The 14,509-nt window shown below is 61.3% G+C and carries 14 protein-coding genes; 8 read left to right on the forward strand and 6 right to left on the reverse strand.

Annotated elements, in window-relative coordinates; genetic code table 11:
* Positions 1-15: 15 nt before the first annotated feature.
* Positions 16-795: an enoyl-CoA hydratase/isomerase family protein gene (locus RCF49_RS11280; RefSeq protein WP_342639981.1), complete on the reverse strand. Its 780-nt coding sequence runs from the start codon at positions 793-795 to the stop codon at positions 16-18.
* A gap of 300 nt (positions 796-1,095) precedes the next feature.
* On the opposite strand from RCF49_RS11280, the gene RCF49_RS11285 reads away from it, so the two are divergent.
* Entirely contained in the window at positions 1,096-1,854 is a 759-nt protein-coding gene (locus RCF49_RS11285; protein WP_342639982.1) for a GntR family transcriptional regulator, read from the forward strand.
* Between the two features lie 13 nt (positions 1,855-1,867).
* Here the strand turns inward: RCF49_RS11285 and RCF49_RS11290 are convergent, their stop codons facing one another.
* Positions 1,868-2,185: an NIPSNAP family protein gene (locus tag RCF49_RS11290; protein ID WP_342639983.1), complete on the reverse strand. Its 318-nt coding sequence runs from the start codon at positions 2,183-2,185 to the stop codon at positions 1,868-1,870.
* 23 nt (positions 2,186-2,208) lie between these two features.
* Positions 2,209-3,600, reverse strand: coding sequence for a PLP-dependent aminotransferase family protein (locus tag RCF49_RS11295; RefSeq protein ID WP_342639984.1), 1,392 nt, complete (start codon positions 3,598-3,600; stop codon positions 2,209-2,211).
* A 128-nt stretch (positions 3,601-3,728) separates the two neighbouring features.
* Here RCF49_RS11295 and RCF49_RS11300 point away from each other — a divergent pair, with 128 nt between their 5' ends.
* From RCF49_RS11300 to RCF49_RS11330, 7 genes are all read left to right on the forward strand, one after another.
* On the forward strand, positions 3,729-4,766 hold the full coding sequence (locus tag RCF49_RS11300; RefSeq protein ID WP_342639985.1) for an LLM class flavin-dependent oxidoreductase: 1,038 nt from the start codon (positions 3,729-3,731) through the stop codon (positions 4,764-4,766).
* Positions 4,763-5,788, forward strand: coding sequence for a dipeptidase (locus tag RCF49_RS11305; protein ID WP_342639986.1), 1,026 nt, complete (start codon positions 4,763-4,765; stop codon positions 5,786-5,788). The genes RCF49_RS11300 and RCF49_RS11305 overlap by 4 nt, the downstream gene beginning before the upstream one ends.
* A 129-nt stretch (positions 5,789-5,917) precedes the next feature.
* Complete coding sequence (locus RCF49_RS11310; RefSeq protein ID WP_342639987.1) at positions 5,918-6,967, forward strand: ABC transporter substrate-binding protein; 1,050 nt, start codon at positions 5,918-5,920, stop codon at positions 6,965-6,967.
* 71 nt (positions 6,968-7,038) lie between these two features.
* Complete coding sequence (locus RCF49_RS11315) at positions 7,039-8,142, forward strand: ABC transporter ATP-binding protein (RefSeq protein WP_342639988.1); 1,104 nt, start codon at positions 7,039-7,041, stop codon at positions 8,140-8,142.
* Positions 8,139-9,011: an ABC transporter permease gene (locus RCF49_RS11320; RefSeq protein ID WP_342639989.1), complete on the forward strand. Its 873-nt coding sequence runs from the start codon at positions 8,139-8,141 to the stop codon at positions 9,009-9,011. Before RCF49_RS11315 ends, RCF49_RS11320 begins: the two co-directional genes overlap by 4 nt.
* Positions 9,012-9,014: 3 nt before the next feature.
* Positions 9,015-9,833: an ABC transporter permease gene (locus RCF49_RS11325; RefSeq protein WP_342639990.1), complete on the forward strand. Its 819-nt coding sequence runs from the start codon at positions 9,015-9,017 to the stop codon at positions 9,831-9,833.
* On the forward strand, positions 9,830-10,345 hold the full coding sequence (locus RCF49_RS11330; protein WP_342639991.1) for a flavin reductase family protein: 516 nt from the start codon (positions 9,830-9,832) through the stop codon (positions 10,343-10,345). Before RCF49_RS11325 ends, RCF49_RS11330 begins: the two co-directional genes overlap by 4 nt.
* Positions 10,346-10,401: 56 nt before the next feature.
* Here RCF49_RS11330 and RCF49_RS11335 read toward each other — a convergent pair whose 3' ends face one another.
* The 3 genes from RCF49_RS11335 to proX form a co-directional block, all read right to left on the reverse strand.
* On the reverse strand, positions 10,402-12,204 hold the full coding sequence (locus RCF49_RS11335; RefSeq protein WP_342639992.1) for a helix-turn-helix domain-containing protein: 1,803 nt from the start codon (positions 12,202-12,204) through the stop codon (positions 10,402-10,404).
* Positions 12,205-12,219: 15 nt separating this feature from the next.
* Positions 12,220-13,170, reverse strand: a complete 951-nt coding sequence (locus tag RCF49_RS11340; protein WP_342639993.1) for an alpha/beta hydrolase — start codon at positions 13,168-13,170, stop codon at positions 12,220-12,222.
* Between the two features lie 177 nt (positions 13,171-13,347).
* Complete coding sequence (gene proX / locus RCF49_RS11345) at positions 13,348-14,388, reverse strand: glycine betaine/L-proline ABC transporter substrate-binding protein ProX (protein WP_342639994.1); 1,041 nt, start codon at positions 14,386-14,388, stop codon at positions 13,348-13,350.
* Between the last annotated feature and the right edge of the window lie 121 nt (positions 14,389-14,509).

The raw sequence follows: 14,509 nt of genomic DNA on the forward strand, positions 1-14,509 counted from the left end.
CAGCGATGGGCTCGCTCACCGCCCCACGAACCGGGGCTTGCGCTTTTCGTTGAACGCCGTTGTGCCTTCGCGATAATCCTCGGTATCGAAGCAGCGATAGGGCTCGTCGCGCTCGGCTTGCGATAGAGGTCGCGGATCAGCCAGACGCTTGATGAAGGCTTTATGCCAGCGGTTTGACAGCGGGGCTGCCTCGGTGATGCGCCGGACTGTCGTTTCGATCTCCTCATCGAGGGCCTCTGGCGCCACGACCCGCGTGACGAGACCGAGATGGTAAGCCTCCTCAGCCCCGAATATCCTGCCCTCGAGCAGCATCTCGAGTGCGCGACGGCGGCCGATGAGATCGCACAGCACGTTCAGCTCGTCATAATCGAGCGCGAGCCCAAGCCGGTTGGGCGGAATGCCGAAGCGGCTATCGGACGAGCAGATCCGGATATCGCACGAAGCTGCGAGCTCCAGCCCGCCGCCCACGCACACGCCGCGGATTTTGGCCACCGTGGGATGCCGGCAGTCTTTCAGGTTGACCAGCGCGCCGACCGTATCCTCGGCATATTCTTTTCCCTGAACGGAGCCTTGGCGATCCGAGTCGAATTCACCGATATCGCTGCCGGCGCAGAAGGCCCGATCGCCTCCCCCCTGAACCACGATGCAGCGAATGCCGCCATCCGCTGAGAGATCTTCGAGCACCGCAGCGAAACGCTGATACATCGGCACCGTGAAGGCGTTCATCTTCTCAGGGCGGTTGATCGTCACGATCGCCCTGTTCTCGGATCGCTCCACGATGATGTGGTCTTCCATTCCCCGCCTCCTGCTGGGCGCCCCTGCCGCTGCTCGCCTTTTGTAATTCTGTAATTATATAACTTTGAGACCTGGCGGTGAGCAAGCGAAATATAATTATGCATTATGGGCGGACTTTTCGCCGGGATTGCGCTATCTACAGCCGATCGCCTGGGGCATTTTCGAGCGAAGTGAATAGCGGTTCGCGCGAAGAAGTTGCGGGCGATGCAAGGCGTTAGAGCGGCTTCGCATTCAAAGAAATCCGAAAACGCTCTAGACAGGATCGCTTCGAGACCAAACCTAGCCGGGCAACCAGCGTTAATGCACGACCATTCGCCAGCCGAGCGCAAACCACGTCGCCGCAAACATCTCGCATCCGCTTCGGGAAGCAAGCCGGTCATTCAGCTGTCGCGCCGCTCGCTGCATGACGAGATCGCCGAGCTGCTCCGCGATAATATCGTCGAGGGCAAAATGCTACCCGGCTCGTTCATTGACGAGGCCGAGCTGGTCCATACCCTCGGCGTCTCCCGCACGCCCATTCGTGAAGCCTTGAAGGTGCTCGCCTTCGAAGGCCTGGTGACCATTATTCCCAATCGAGGGAGCTATGTCGCCCAGCTCGAGCCGGAAGACGCGCGTGATCTGATCGAAGTGCTGGCGGAGCTCGAGGGTTTCGCTGCCTTTCTCGCCTGTGAACGAGCCGATGAAGAAGATCTACGTGTGCTGCACCGCCTGCACGAAGACATGGCCGCTGCCTACGAGAAGAAGAACAAGCTCAAATATTTCAAGCTGAACCAGAATATTCATTCCAAGATTGTTGAGGCCGCGAAGAACCCGCATCTGGCGGAAACGCATCGCGCCTATACCAGCCGCTTGCGCCGGGTGCGCTATCTGGCAACGCCCAACCCTGTGGAATGGCGCTCGTCGATGCAGGACCACGAGAAGATACTCGCAGCCCTGAGCAAGCGGGATGGCAATGCAGCACGAGCCTTGGTGACCGCCCATGTGGCCGACATCTGGCCGATGGTCGAAGCCGTGCTGCTCGCGGAAAGCCGGGGAGAACCGCAGGCAGTTCAGAGATGAGCGCGCGGCGCCCTCACCGCGCGAAGAACTCGGCCGGCTTGAGCGGAATGGAGGTGATCGCGGCCGTCAATGCTCCGTCCACTTCGGTCCTGGTCTTGAGAGCCTGCCAGTCCGGATCCTTCCGAAACGCCTCCCATCCCGCCTTCATGGCCGCCTGATCCGGCCATTCGACCAGATACCAAAGCTCGCCCGGCATGTCTGCATGCTCCCAGAAATCAATCACTTTGATGTCGAGCTTCTCGAACAGCTGCAAGGTGCCATTGGCAAAGCGGTGCCGAAGGGCCTCTTCTTTTCCAGCGACCGGCACGTAATGTCTCAGCTCGTAGATCATCGATCCCTCTCCTCTTATTGATCTCAAAGAACCAGGTAAGAGGCCGCCGGGCGCTTGCTGCGCAGCAGCTCGGCAACCACCTCCAGCCCCTGCTGGAGTTCGGCGCGCGAGGCTGTGGCCCCGCCAAGACTGAGGCGCACCGCTTGCGGCGCCGTGCCATGCCCCACCATGAAGGCTTCCGCCGGCGTCACTGCCACGCCGCGAGCATTTGCAGCAGCAACGAAGCCTTCTGCACGCCAGCTCTCGGGCAGAGCCACCCACATATGCAGCGCCGTGGGCAACGCCCGGACCAGCTGGCCACTGAGCAGATCGGCCGCCATCGCCTGGCGCTTGCGCAGCTCTTCGCGCTGCTCTTCCGCTAAACGCTGGGCGGTGCCATCCTCGATCAGCCGGCTCGCTATCTCGATCGAGAACAGTGAAGCCATCCATGTCGTCGAGGCAAGCCCCGGAATGAGATCCTTCGCCCGGCCTCTCGGTGCGGCGATGAAGCCGGTGCGCAGCCCCGCCGAGATGATCTTGGAAAGACTGGTGATATAGAAGCCCTGCTCGGGCGCGAAGGTGGCGATGGGGGGCAGCGGCTTGTCCATCAGCGCGCCGCAAACGTCATTCTCGATAATCGCCACCCCATAGTGCTCTGCAATGTCGGCCAGGGCTTTACGGCGATCCACCGGCATCACGGCCAGGGTAGGACTGTGATGCGTGGGGATGCAGAACAGCGCGCGCACCCCGCCGGCCTTGCAGGCCGCCTCGAATGAGTCCGGCATCACGCCGTCTTTGTCGATCTGCACCGGCTTGGGCGTCAGGTGACGGTTGGCGATGAGGAAGCGGATGCCCGGATCGGCGAGCTCTTCCAGCAGAATGGTATCACCAGGCTCGGTAATGGCATTGAGCACCGCTGCCGCCGCCTGCTGCGCGCCGTTCACGATGACGATGTCATCTGCATGGGCGGCCAGGCCGAGCGTGGAGAGCCACTTCACTGCCGCCATGCGATGTTCCGGCATGCCGAGCCACGGGCGGTGATACGGAACCAGGCTCTCGATCCGTCCGCTTCCGATCATGTCGCGCATGGCCCCTGTGATCGCCGCCTCCTGCGACGGCAGCACCACGAGACAATTGAAGCTGAGATCGATCCGGTCAGATTGTGCGCGATTTGGCTCGAGCCGGGGGAGATCCGACGGCCTGGAGCTGACGAAGGTGCCCCGGCCCACCGATCCCTCAATGAGATGGCGACGCTCCGCCAGAGCATAGGCTTTGCTGATGGTGCTGACCGAGAGTTTCAGCTGCCAGGCAAGCTCTCTATGGGTTGGCAGCCGCGCTCCGGGCGCAAGTCGCCCCTGGGCAATATCTTCCGCGAGGGCGTCGGCAATGGCGACATAGAGCTTGCCCTTGCGGTTCTTGTAGTTCGGGATCCACATTGAGCAGGAGATTTGTTGTATGACAATGTTCAAATTGACACGCAACTCTCCCTCAACATAATCCAAAACGCAATACAAATTCCTCGCGGAACGCGGTTCCGTGACGGCTGCCCGGCAAAGGAGCGGTCATGCAGTTCGGCTTCTATCTCCCCTGCTATTATCCAGATATGTCCTATCCGGCGGCGCAACTCTATCGGGACACCATAGAGGAAGCCAAGCTGGCGGAGGAACTGGGCTTCATCTCGCTCACAATTCCCGAGCACCACTTCATCAACTATCTCACCCATCCGAGCCCTTTGCTGACTGCAGTGCGCGTGGCCGCCGAGACCAAGTCGATCCCCCTGATCAGCGCCGTGCTCGTGCTGCCGTTCTACGACATCCGCAGGCTTGCCGGCGAAATCGCCCAGGCCGATTGCCTGACCGAAGGGCGCATTCAGATCGGCGTGGGCCGCGGCGCCTTCCGCTACGAATTCGATCGTTTCAACGTGCCGGTCGAGGAAAGCCGCGACAGGTTCGACGATAGCCTTAACCTGCTGATGAAGCTGCTCTCCGAGGAAGAGGTCAGCTGGGACAGCAAGTATTACAAATTCGACGCGCTCACCATCACACCGCGACCATTCCAGAAGCCCTATCCCAAGATCTGGGTTGCGGCTCTCTCGGAAGGGGCAATCGCGGGCACTGTGCGCCGAGGCTTCAACGTGATGACGACGCCCCTGCGCGACCCGTTCGAGGCGGCGAGCAAGCAGGCCAAGGCCTTTCTTGACGCCTTGCCTCCAGGAAACCCGCTGAACCAGAAGCACTCGATGCTGCGCATGGGCTTCGTTGCCAAGAACGAGGCGGACGCCACCGAGAAGCTGCATCTCGCTCTCGACAACCACCGGCGCTTCGTCAACGTGTTCGAAACAGCCGGCACTGTGAAGGGTGGTGCGATTGTCCCGCTGGACGTGCCGGAGACCCTCGAGGATATCCGGCGTAGCCTCATCATCGGCTCACCCCAGGAATGCGTGGATAAGATCGGCCACTATGCCGAGCTTGGGATCGACGACATTCAGGTCAACATGAATTTCGGCGCATCCCATAAGGATGTCATGGAGGCGCTCGAGCGCTTTGCCGTGCACATCATGCCCCACTTCAAGAATGATGCACGCGCGGAGGTGGCCGTATGACGTCCGATAGCACCCGTGCCGCCGAGCTCCACCGGCGCGCCCTGATCATCGACGGTCTCGTCTTCCGCTGTGACACCGATGCGGTGCTGCGGCAGGGCAATGTCGCCGCGGTCAATATCACGGTCGCCGATTTCAACGCGGATTTCGAAGTCGTCTGCGACGACATCGCGGCATGGCTCGCGCGCGCGACAGATCCCGCAGGCCCATGGCACATCGTTGAGACGGTTGCCGATATCCATGCGGCCCGCAAAGCCGATAAGATCGGCCTCATCATGGGCTGGCAGAACATGCGCGGCATTGGCGATCGGCTCGATCGCCTCCGCTTTTTCCACCGCCTGGGCATTCGCGTGATGCAGCTCACCTATAATGAGCGCAACTTCATCGGCGATGGTTGCCTGGAACCGGCGGATGCGGGCTTGAGCCTCTTCGGTCGCCGGGTCGTCGCGGAGATGAACCGGTGCGGCATCGCCATTGACCTGAGCCATGTCGGCCATCGCTCGGCCATGGACGCCGCCACGCTCAGTGAACGGCCGGTCCTGCTGACCCATGCCAATGCCAAGGCAATCTCGGATGTGCCGCGCAACAAGCACGATGAGCTGATCAAGGCCGTGGCGGAAACCGGCGGGCTCGTCGGGGCGAGTGTCTATGGTCCGATGTGCTGGGATGGCAATCCGGAGCGCCGGCCGAACCTGGAGGATTTCTATCGCCATCTGGACCATATCGTGAGCCTCGTCGGCATCGAACATGTTGCCTTCGGCACCGACTTCCCGGCGGTTGCCGATCTCGACTCGGTCGGATCGATCATCCAGATGACACTTGATCGCTATCCCACGGCCATCACCAAATATGCGGCCGCTTTCGGCAACGACGCGCGCACCCGCTATCCCGTGGATTGCGGCTCACCAGCGGAACTTGGCAAACTCACCGAACTCCTGGTGGCCAAGGGTTGGACCGATGCCGACATCCTGGCCTTCCTCGGCGGCAATTATTTGCGGGTATTGGATGCCATCTGGACGGTCTAGATGTTGTCGCACAACAATATCCCTGTTGACCTGCTTATTTGACCGGCTAACGTGAATTGTAATGCGATCCGAGATGCCCCTGGGTGAGGCTGAAGAGGGTTCCGGATCCTGTATGGGGAGAACTTTGCTATGCGTCGTCACGGACCTCTTTCTCGGATGACCTGCCGGGCCGCCTTGCTCGTTGCGGGTTTTGCCATGTTCGCCAACACCGCTTTGGCGCAAGACACGATCACCATTGCGGGCTGGGGCGGCAACTACCAGGAGGCCCTGTCCAAGGCCGTTTGGCAGCCCACTGCGGAAAAACTCGGCATCACCATTCTGGAGGACACGACCAACGGCCTTGCGGATGTCCGCGCGCAAGTGTCCGCCAACAGCGTGCTCTGGGATATCACCGAGCTGACGATCGACGGCTGCGCCCAGGGTGAGACGGAAGGCCTGTTCGAAGACCTGGACTATGGCATCATCGACAAATCAGGCTTCGATCCCGCGGTGGTGCAGCGCACCTATATCGGGCTCAACTATTATTCCAACGTCATCGGTTGGAATAAGGAGAAGTTCAAGGAAGGCCCGCAATCCTGGGCCGACTTCTGGAATGTCGAGAAATTCCCCGGCCGCCGCTCCCTGCGCAATGACCCCGCCGAGGTTCTGGAAGCAGCGCTGCTCGCCGATGGCGTTGAGCCCAGCAAGCTCTATCCGCTGGATCTCGACCGGGCCTTCAAGAGCCTTGAGAAGATCAAGCCGCATATCTCTGTCTGGTGGTCCTCCGGTGCGCAATCCGCCCAGCTTGTGGCCGATGGCGAGGTTGATCTGATCGGTGCCTGGAACGGCCGCATCAGCGCCGCGGTCCAATCCGGTGCGCCCTTCGAGTTCACCTTCAACCAGGGCCTGCTCATCGCCGATTGCCTCGTGATCCCGAAGGGGGCGAAGAACAAGGATCTCGCCATGAAGGCGCTGGCGACGGCGGTCTCGGCGGAGATGCTCGCCAACTTGCCTCAGTATATCGACTACGGCCCGGCCAATCTGAAGGCGTATGACACCGGCAAGATCTCTCCCGAAATGGCCAAGACCCTCAACACTTCGCCCGAGAATGCGCCCAAGCAGGCCGTTGTACGCGGCGACTGGTGGGGCAAGCACGGCGCTGAGGCACGTGAGCGCTGGGCCCAGTTCATCAATCAATAAGTCTGCTGCGGGAGCCGGCACTGCGTGTCGTCTCCCAAGCAACCAGTGTGGTTGAGCGCGACAGGGGTGACATGACAGTTCGTGACGGCTCGGCTTCGCGCATGGGGCTGGACATCAGCATCAGGTCCCTGGTCAAGCACTATGGTGATTACACGGCCCTCGACGGCGTAAGTCTCGACATCCGCGCGGGCGAGTTCCTGACCCTGCTTGGACCATCCGGCTCGGGCAAATCGACCCTGCTGATGGTGATCGCCGGCTTTATCCGGCCCACCTCGGGGCTTCTGCGCTTCGGCAGCCGCGACGTGACCAAGCTCGAACCCCACAAGCGGAACATCGGCGTCGTGTTCCAGAACTATGCGCTGTTCCCGCACATGACGGTGGGCGCCAATGTGGCTTATCCCCTGAAGCTGCGCGGCCTGCCCAAGAACCGGATCGCCGAGCGCGTGAGCTGGGCTCTGTCACTGGTGAAGCTTGACGGTTATGGCGACCGCAGCATCGACCAGCTCTCGGGCGGCCAGCGCCAGCGGGTTGCCCTGGCGCGTGCTGTGGTCTTCGAGCCCGACGTGCTGCTCATGGATGAGCCTCTGTCGGCGCTCGATAAGAAGCTGCGCGAGCACATGCAGATCGAGATCCGGCGCCTGCATGACAAATTGGGCGTGACCACGATCTATGTCACCCATGACCAGCGCGAGGCGCTGACCATGTCTGACCGCATTGCGGTGATCAACCACGGGCGCTTCGAACAGATCGCCGACCCGCGCACCCTGTACGAGAACCCTGCCAGCAGCTTTGTTGCCGATTTCATCGGCGATGCCACGGTTCTCGCGCTGGATGGGAACGGCGCCGGCCACACCCTGAGTGGCCGCTCCGTGCGCAGCAACGGCCATGCCTGCACGAACCAGCCGGGTTTCCTGGTCCTGCGCCCTGAGAAGCTTCGCATTCTCAATGGCATCGACGACGAGCAGTGGAACCGCTTCGCCGGCGTCGTGAACGAGATCGTCTATCAAGGTGACAGCGTCCTGCTCTCGATCGAGCTGGCCAATGGCGAAACGATTTTCCTGCGCCAACCGACGGATCAAACGACCCTCGAAACGCTTCCGCGCAAGGGCCAGCCGATTGATATCGGCTTGCACGTCAATGACACTTTGATCGTGCCCGGGATGGCGGCGCCATGATGGTGCATTCGGCCGAGGAAATGGAGGCCAAGGATAGGGGCGAGAGGCTGCGGCTGCTCGGCTTGTCCACCCCATCGGTGCTGCTGGTCACCGTCATTCTGCTTATCCCCGTCGGCTGGCTCTTCTGGTTGTCCTTCTCAGGCCCCAACGGCCTCTCGCTCGTCAATTATGTCAGGCTCTACGAGAACAGCGCCTATCTCACGATCTTTCAGACGACCTTCGTTCTCAGCCTGATCGTGACCGTGGTCACTGCCGTCCTCGGCTATCCCTTCGCCTATCTCTTGTCGCAGCTCCCGCGCACCCTTGCCATTCTCGGCCTCTTCGTCGTCTTGCTGCCATTCTGGACCTCAACCCTCGTCCGCACGTATTCCTGGCTGGTGCTGCTGCAGCGGCGCGGAATGATCAACACGCTGCTCATGAAGCTCGGCATCATCCAGGAGCCGCTGGGACTGGTCTATAACAGCACCGGCGTGGTGATCGGCATGGTCCACATCATGCTGCCCTTCATGGTGCTGCCGCTCTATGCCGCCATGAAATCGGTAGATCCGACACTGGTGCGGGCGGCGGTCAGCCTCGGCGCGACCCGGCGTCATGCCTTCTTCACCATTTTTGCGCCCCTTACCCTGCCCGGCCTCATCGCCGGCTCGCTTCTTGTCTTCATCTATTGCCTCGGCTTCTACATCACGCCACAGATCCTCGGCGGCGGGCGTGTCAATCTCGTCTCGATGAAGATCCTTGAGAATGCCACCGTCTATTCCGATTGGGGCGCGGCCTCGGCTTTGGGCGTGGTGCTGCTGGTTGCGACCCTCCTCATTTTCAAACTGATTCAGAAGATCGTGCCCGTCGAGCGACTGCTGAGGAGTCCGTGAGCCATGGACGATCAGACTGTCTCGCACCGCCAGCGCCTATGGCTCTATGCCTTTGGCATCGCCATCAGCATTTTCCTGTTGGCGCCGATTGCGATCGTGATCCCCATCTCATTCTCGCCGGGCGAGTTTCTGGAGTTTCCGCCCCCAGAGCTTTCCCTGCGCTGGTACCGCTCGTTCTTCTCCAGCGCCGAATGGATGAGCGCCACCTGGGTTTCGATCAAGGCGGCCGTGCTTACGGTCCTGGTGGCAACCCCGCTCGGCGTGGCCGCCGCCTATGGTCTGCATGTCTCCCAGTCCCGGCTCGCGACGACCATCCGGCCGCTGCTGCTGGTGCCCCTGATCGTCCCGGTGATCATCGTCGCGATCGGCGTATTCTATCTCTATGCGCGGCTGTCGCTCATCAACACGCTCACCGGCCTTGTGCTGGCCCACAGCGTGCTCGCCCTGCCCTTCGTCTTCGTGGTGGTGAGCGCCGGACTGCAGCGCTACGACATGGCCCAGGAACTTGTGGCACGCTCGCTCGGTGCCTCCCGTCTGAAGGCCTTTCTTACGGTCACCCTGCCACAAATCCGGCAATCGGTGATTTCTGGTGCCCTGTTCGCCTTCGTCACATCCTTCGATGAAGTCGTGATCGCGCTGTTCGTCTCGCGCGGACCCTCATCGACTCTCACGCGCAAGATGTTCACCTCCTTGCGCGACCAGGTCAGCCCCACCATCGCCGCCATCTCGACCCTCCTCATCTTGGTGACCCTCCTTGTGGCCGGGCTGATCCTCATCGCCCAGTTCCGTCAGGGGTCCAAGCGCTTGGCGAGGGTAGAATGAGCAGCGCGGACCAGGGCTACCACTGCGACCCCGAACACTTTCGCTCGGCGATGCGCTATTTCCCTGCGAGCGTCTGTGTGATTACGACAGGCACCGCGCCCAACCGCAGCGGCCTCACCGCAACCGCGGTCTGCTCCCTGTCGATGGCACCGCCACGGATTCTCGTCTGCCTCAATGCCGAAACCACGACCTGCAAGGCCATTCAGGCCAATACGCGTTTCGCCGTGAATGTCTTGAGCCAGAACCACATAGAACTCGCCCGCTGCTTTGGCGGTATCGGTCAGGCGCCCGCCGGCGAGCAAAGGTTCAGTCAAGGATGCTGGCGCGATGGCGCATTCGGCGTCCCGGTGCTAGACGACGCGCTTCACGTGCTGGAATGTGGGCTTATTCGCTGTCATGAAGCAGGCACCCACAACATTCTCGTCGGCCAGGTGCTGCACGTCCCCAAGCAAGGACAGCACGAGGCCCTGCTTTACCGGAATGGCACGTTCGGTTCCTGGGCGCCCCTTTAGAAGTGGACACTGGTACACGCCAAGAAGACGCGCCAGGCAAAAGAGGTGAGAGCCGGTTACGACCCGCCCGCCATGCCATCCAGGCGCATGGCCAATCCCAGGGCGAACCGGGTTTCCGCACATCTGAGGTCGATACCGAACACCGATTGCACCCGCGCGATCCGATAGCGAAGCGTCGAGACGTGAATGCCGAGCGCTTCGGCGGCCTTCTGATGACGACAATTCAGTTCAATGAAGATGTTGGACGTCCTCAAGAGCTCGGTGCCATGTTTCAGGTCATAAGCCTTGATGGCGCCGACGGTCTGCGCCACGAAGCCTGGCACCGCATGATCATCCAGGGCCGAAATCAACAGGGCGTATGGGCCGAAATCCGCCTCCTGAATGAGCCCCGTTCGTTTGAACATGCGGGCCAGCGCCAGGGTCCGCAGGCACGAGCTGAAGCCTTTGGACAGCTCCTCGATCCCTGAAATCTTCGGCCCCTCGATGATGATGGCGGGATGACCCGTCTGCCACCGCACGATCTTTTCAACGGCCGAGGCGAGAACCTGCTTCAGTCGCGGCGTATATTTCTGGCTCGCAATGCTGACGATGATCTGCTGCCTGATGGGCCCGATCATGAAGTCGGGATGAATGCGTTTCAGATCTCGCTCGAGACTTCGGATTGCGCCGATCTCCAACCCGACCTTTTCATCCTGAGCAGAGACGAGCAACAGCTGCGATTCCTGTGTGAGGCCCCAGCCGAGGCGGCCCGCCCGCGCCTGGAAGGCCGGCTCACGGGTTCCTCTGCCATCCACGGCCCGCTCCAGGAGATCCCCCACCTCCGCAAACAGCTGCCGTGAGGCGACATAACTCCTGATGAGCACCGTGCTTAAGGCGAACTTGGCGTTCTGCGCGATGAGAATGTCGAAATCGCTGACCCCCCGCCCCACTGGAAAGATGACCAAGCCACCGACCGTCTCGCCATCGATCCGGATCGCCTCCATGCGAGCAGTCACACACTCGGCGCCCAGCTGCAGTGGGAACGGCGTATTGAACCCGGAAGGACCGGCAGAGAGCACCTGATGGCGCAAGGTCGCGTAGGCTTCCGCTTGCAGAAGCTCTGCCCATTGCTTGTCTGTGACTTTGAGGCTGTCGGGAGCTCGACCCGCGTAAACCCGATCGGTCGTGAAATCGAGCACGGCGATCGGGTGTAGCAAGGCCGCCTCGATCAGTGGAGCGATCGCATCCATGCGGCCATCTTCAAGCACACGCTGGAACAGCCCCGCGCTGAGATCGAGCACGCCTCTGAGGCGCGCGCTATAGGCACGCTCCACATTGACCAGCTTGGCCTTGTTGACTGCGATCGCCGCCAAATGAGAGATGGTCGAGAGGAAATCGAGCTCCTCTTTGGTGACCTCGATCTTCTTCTTGGAATGAACCGCAAGGACGAGATCGCGTCCTTCCGCATCCGACACGTTCAAAGACAGAACCACGACCGTGTGATAGTCGCGTGCAATTGCATCCCGACGATAGCTCAGATAGTCCGTCGTTTCCTGAGCATCATGGATGATGATCGGCTGCCTTCGCTCGACCGCAAGCCTCGATGGGCTCGTATCCAGCGACCACCGCTTTGGAAGCGTCTCATAGACCGCACTGGGCGGCGCATAGCGCGTGACCAGTTCGGAATAACCGGTGGATCTGTTCAGCGCCATGATGCCACTTGTCCACCAGATCGAGTGATGACAGGTGGCGAAGACAATCTGGTCCAATATGGCGGGCAGATCGCTCGTCGCGTTGACCGCGCCGGCGATCTCCCGAATTTGCTCCAGACGACCGGCGACCGGCATGGAAACCTGCCGGTCAGCCGCGATAGGGGTCATTATGTCCTCTGAGTTCTACACTCCAGCAAATATTTCTCGCAGAAATTTGCAGGGCGCGTCAAATTCCGCCTCGGCGGTTGGCCCGCTGAACCGGGCGCGCACGAAGCCATGGATCATGTCCTTCGCCCGCCGAAGCACCACGCGGTTGCCGGCGGCCTTCAGGCGCTCGGCATATTGCACGCTGTCATCTGCGAGGCAGTCGATCTGCGCCTCATGCACATGGGCAGGCGGCAGGTTCGACAGATCCGTGGCCTTGAGCGGCGCGGCGTAAGGATTGTTGGTCGGGCGCCGGTCGCCGAGATAAAGGCTCCACGCACGATCGATAGACGCTGTCGTCACGGGCGCCTCCGCGTAGGTGCGGTAGGACTCCGAGGTCAGTTCGTCGGTCAAGCATGGATAGACAAGGACCTGTGCGGCGATGGCGGGGCCGCCGCGGTCGCGCGCCATGAGGCAGCAGGCCGCCGCCATATTACCCCCGGCGCTGTCTCCCCAGACCGCCAGCTTGGCGGGATCGATGCCGAACTCGGCAGCATGGGCGGAGATATAGGAGACCACCGCATAGCAATCCTCAACGCCCGCCGGGAAAGGGTGCTCCGGCGCGAGGCGATATTCCACACCGAACGAAACACAGCCGACATAATCGGCGATACCCCACGCGATCGGATCGCCACTGTCGAGATTGCCTTTGATGAATGCGCCTCCATGCAGATAGACGACGCAAGGTGCCGCATCCGATGCCGCCGCCGACCGGTAGAGCCGCACCCTTATTTTGCGCGGTCCATCGGCCACATCGCAATCGAGCTCCAGATCGCGCACCTCCATCCCGGGCGGATAGCTGCGCTGAAGCGCATTGGCATAGGACGTCCAGCCCGCCCGAAGGGTCTGCGGATCGGCCTCTTTGGGCACTGCCGCCTTCGCGGCAAGCAATTCGCGCATGTCGGGGTGCACAGGCCATGGCAAATTCAAATCGGGTCTCCTGGAGCTTGAGCATGTCTGAGTAAAGTGGCCCGGCATTCGCGGAAAGACTGCGGACCTCCAACAACTTAGAACGGTTTCGCGTCTCCGGGAACTGCGAAAGCCTTCGAGCTGTCGGGCAGTTCAAGCGCCTCCGGCCACGCGGCTGGAAGCGCTCGAGCCTATACATCATTTCGTGGCGTTGCTGACCCACTCGTCAAACTGCTGCTGATTGGCGGCGATCCAGGAGGCCGCCACCTGCTTGATATGCTGATCGGCGGTGCTCTCCTTGATCTCACCCTCCCATTCCGTCCATGTGGTCAGGGGAAAGCGGAGCTGCTCGAGAAACTTGGTCACGGCCGGATTTTCAGCGAGGAACTCACGATTGCCGATCGAGACATAGTTCCAGGCGCCGATCGTCATCCGGCAGGGATTCTGCCCCCCGGCACAGCCGACCACGTCCTTTACCAGCGCCGAGCCGGGGCTTGCGACCCCAGTCGGCAGCGCTTCATAGGGGGTCGGCAGCCAGACCACGTCCCGCCCCGGCTGCAAGGTGTTCACGACCCATGACGGGCTCCAGGTATAGAAGAGCACTGGCTCGCCCCGTGCGGCTCGCGCGAAGGTCTCGGCCATGATCACCTCATACTTGGCGCGCACCGAGCGCACCGTATCGCTGAGGCCATACTCTTTGACCTGATATTCGACCACGTCGCCGCAGCTCCAGCCGGGATCGCAATTGTTGAGATCCGCCTTTCCGTCACCATTGGTGTCGAACAAGGCCGCAAGCTTGGGGTCTTTGAGCTGTTCGAAATTGGTGATGTTGTGCGCTTCGGCTGTCTTCTTGTCGATCAGGTAGCCGTTGATGCCGCCGCCGATGATCGAACCCTGGTTAATGAGCGCGAGCTTGTCTTTGACCTGCTCGTAAGGCACCTGGTTCTGTGGCCAGTTGATGCTGGTGATGAGATCCATGCCACCCTCTGACGCCGCCGCATAGAATGCCGGGGCGACGAGTGTGGTCATCTTTACTTCGTAGCCGAGCTTCTCGAGGGCCGCGATGACGATCTCATCCTGGATATAGCTCGCGCCCAGGGAGTTGGATCGCGCGTACCTGATCGTCTTGCCCTCGCCGGGCTTGGCCGCATCAGCCTGTGCAGCCTCATGCGCGCCGAGCAGCGCGACGGCCGCAGCAACCGCGATCAGCCTTGTCCATGATTTACGTAAAGCACTCATATCCCTCTCCCTTACTTCGTTTTCTCGGCGCCGCTTATGCGGCTTGTTCAGCCGGTTCTTCCGGCTCAGTCTGCGCGTGCCCTGGCGATAAACGCCAATTGGCCGCAGGATCCCGCCTCAC

The organism is Rhodoligotrophos sp. CJ14 (assembly GCF_038811545.1).
GTDB lineage: Bacteria > Pseudomonadota > Alphaproteobacteria > Rhizobiales > Im1 > Rhodoligotrophos > Rhodoligotrophos ferricapiens.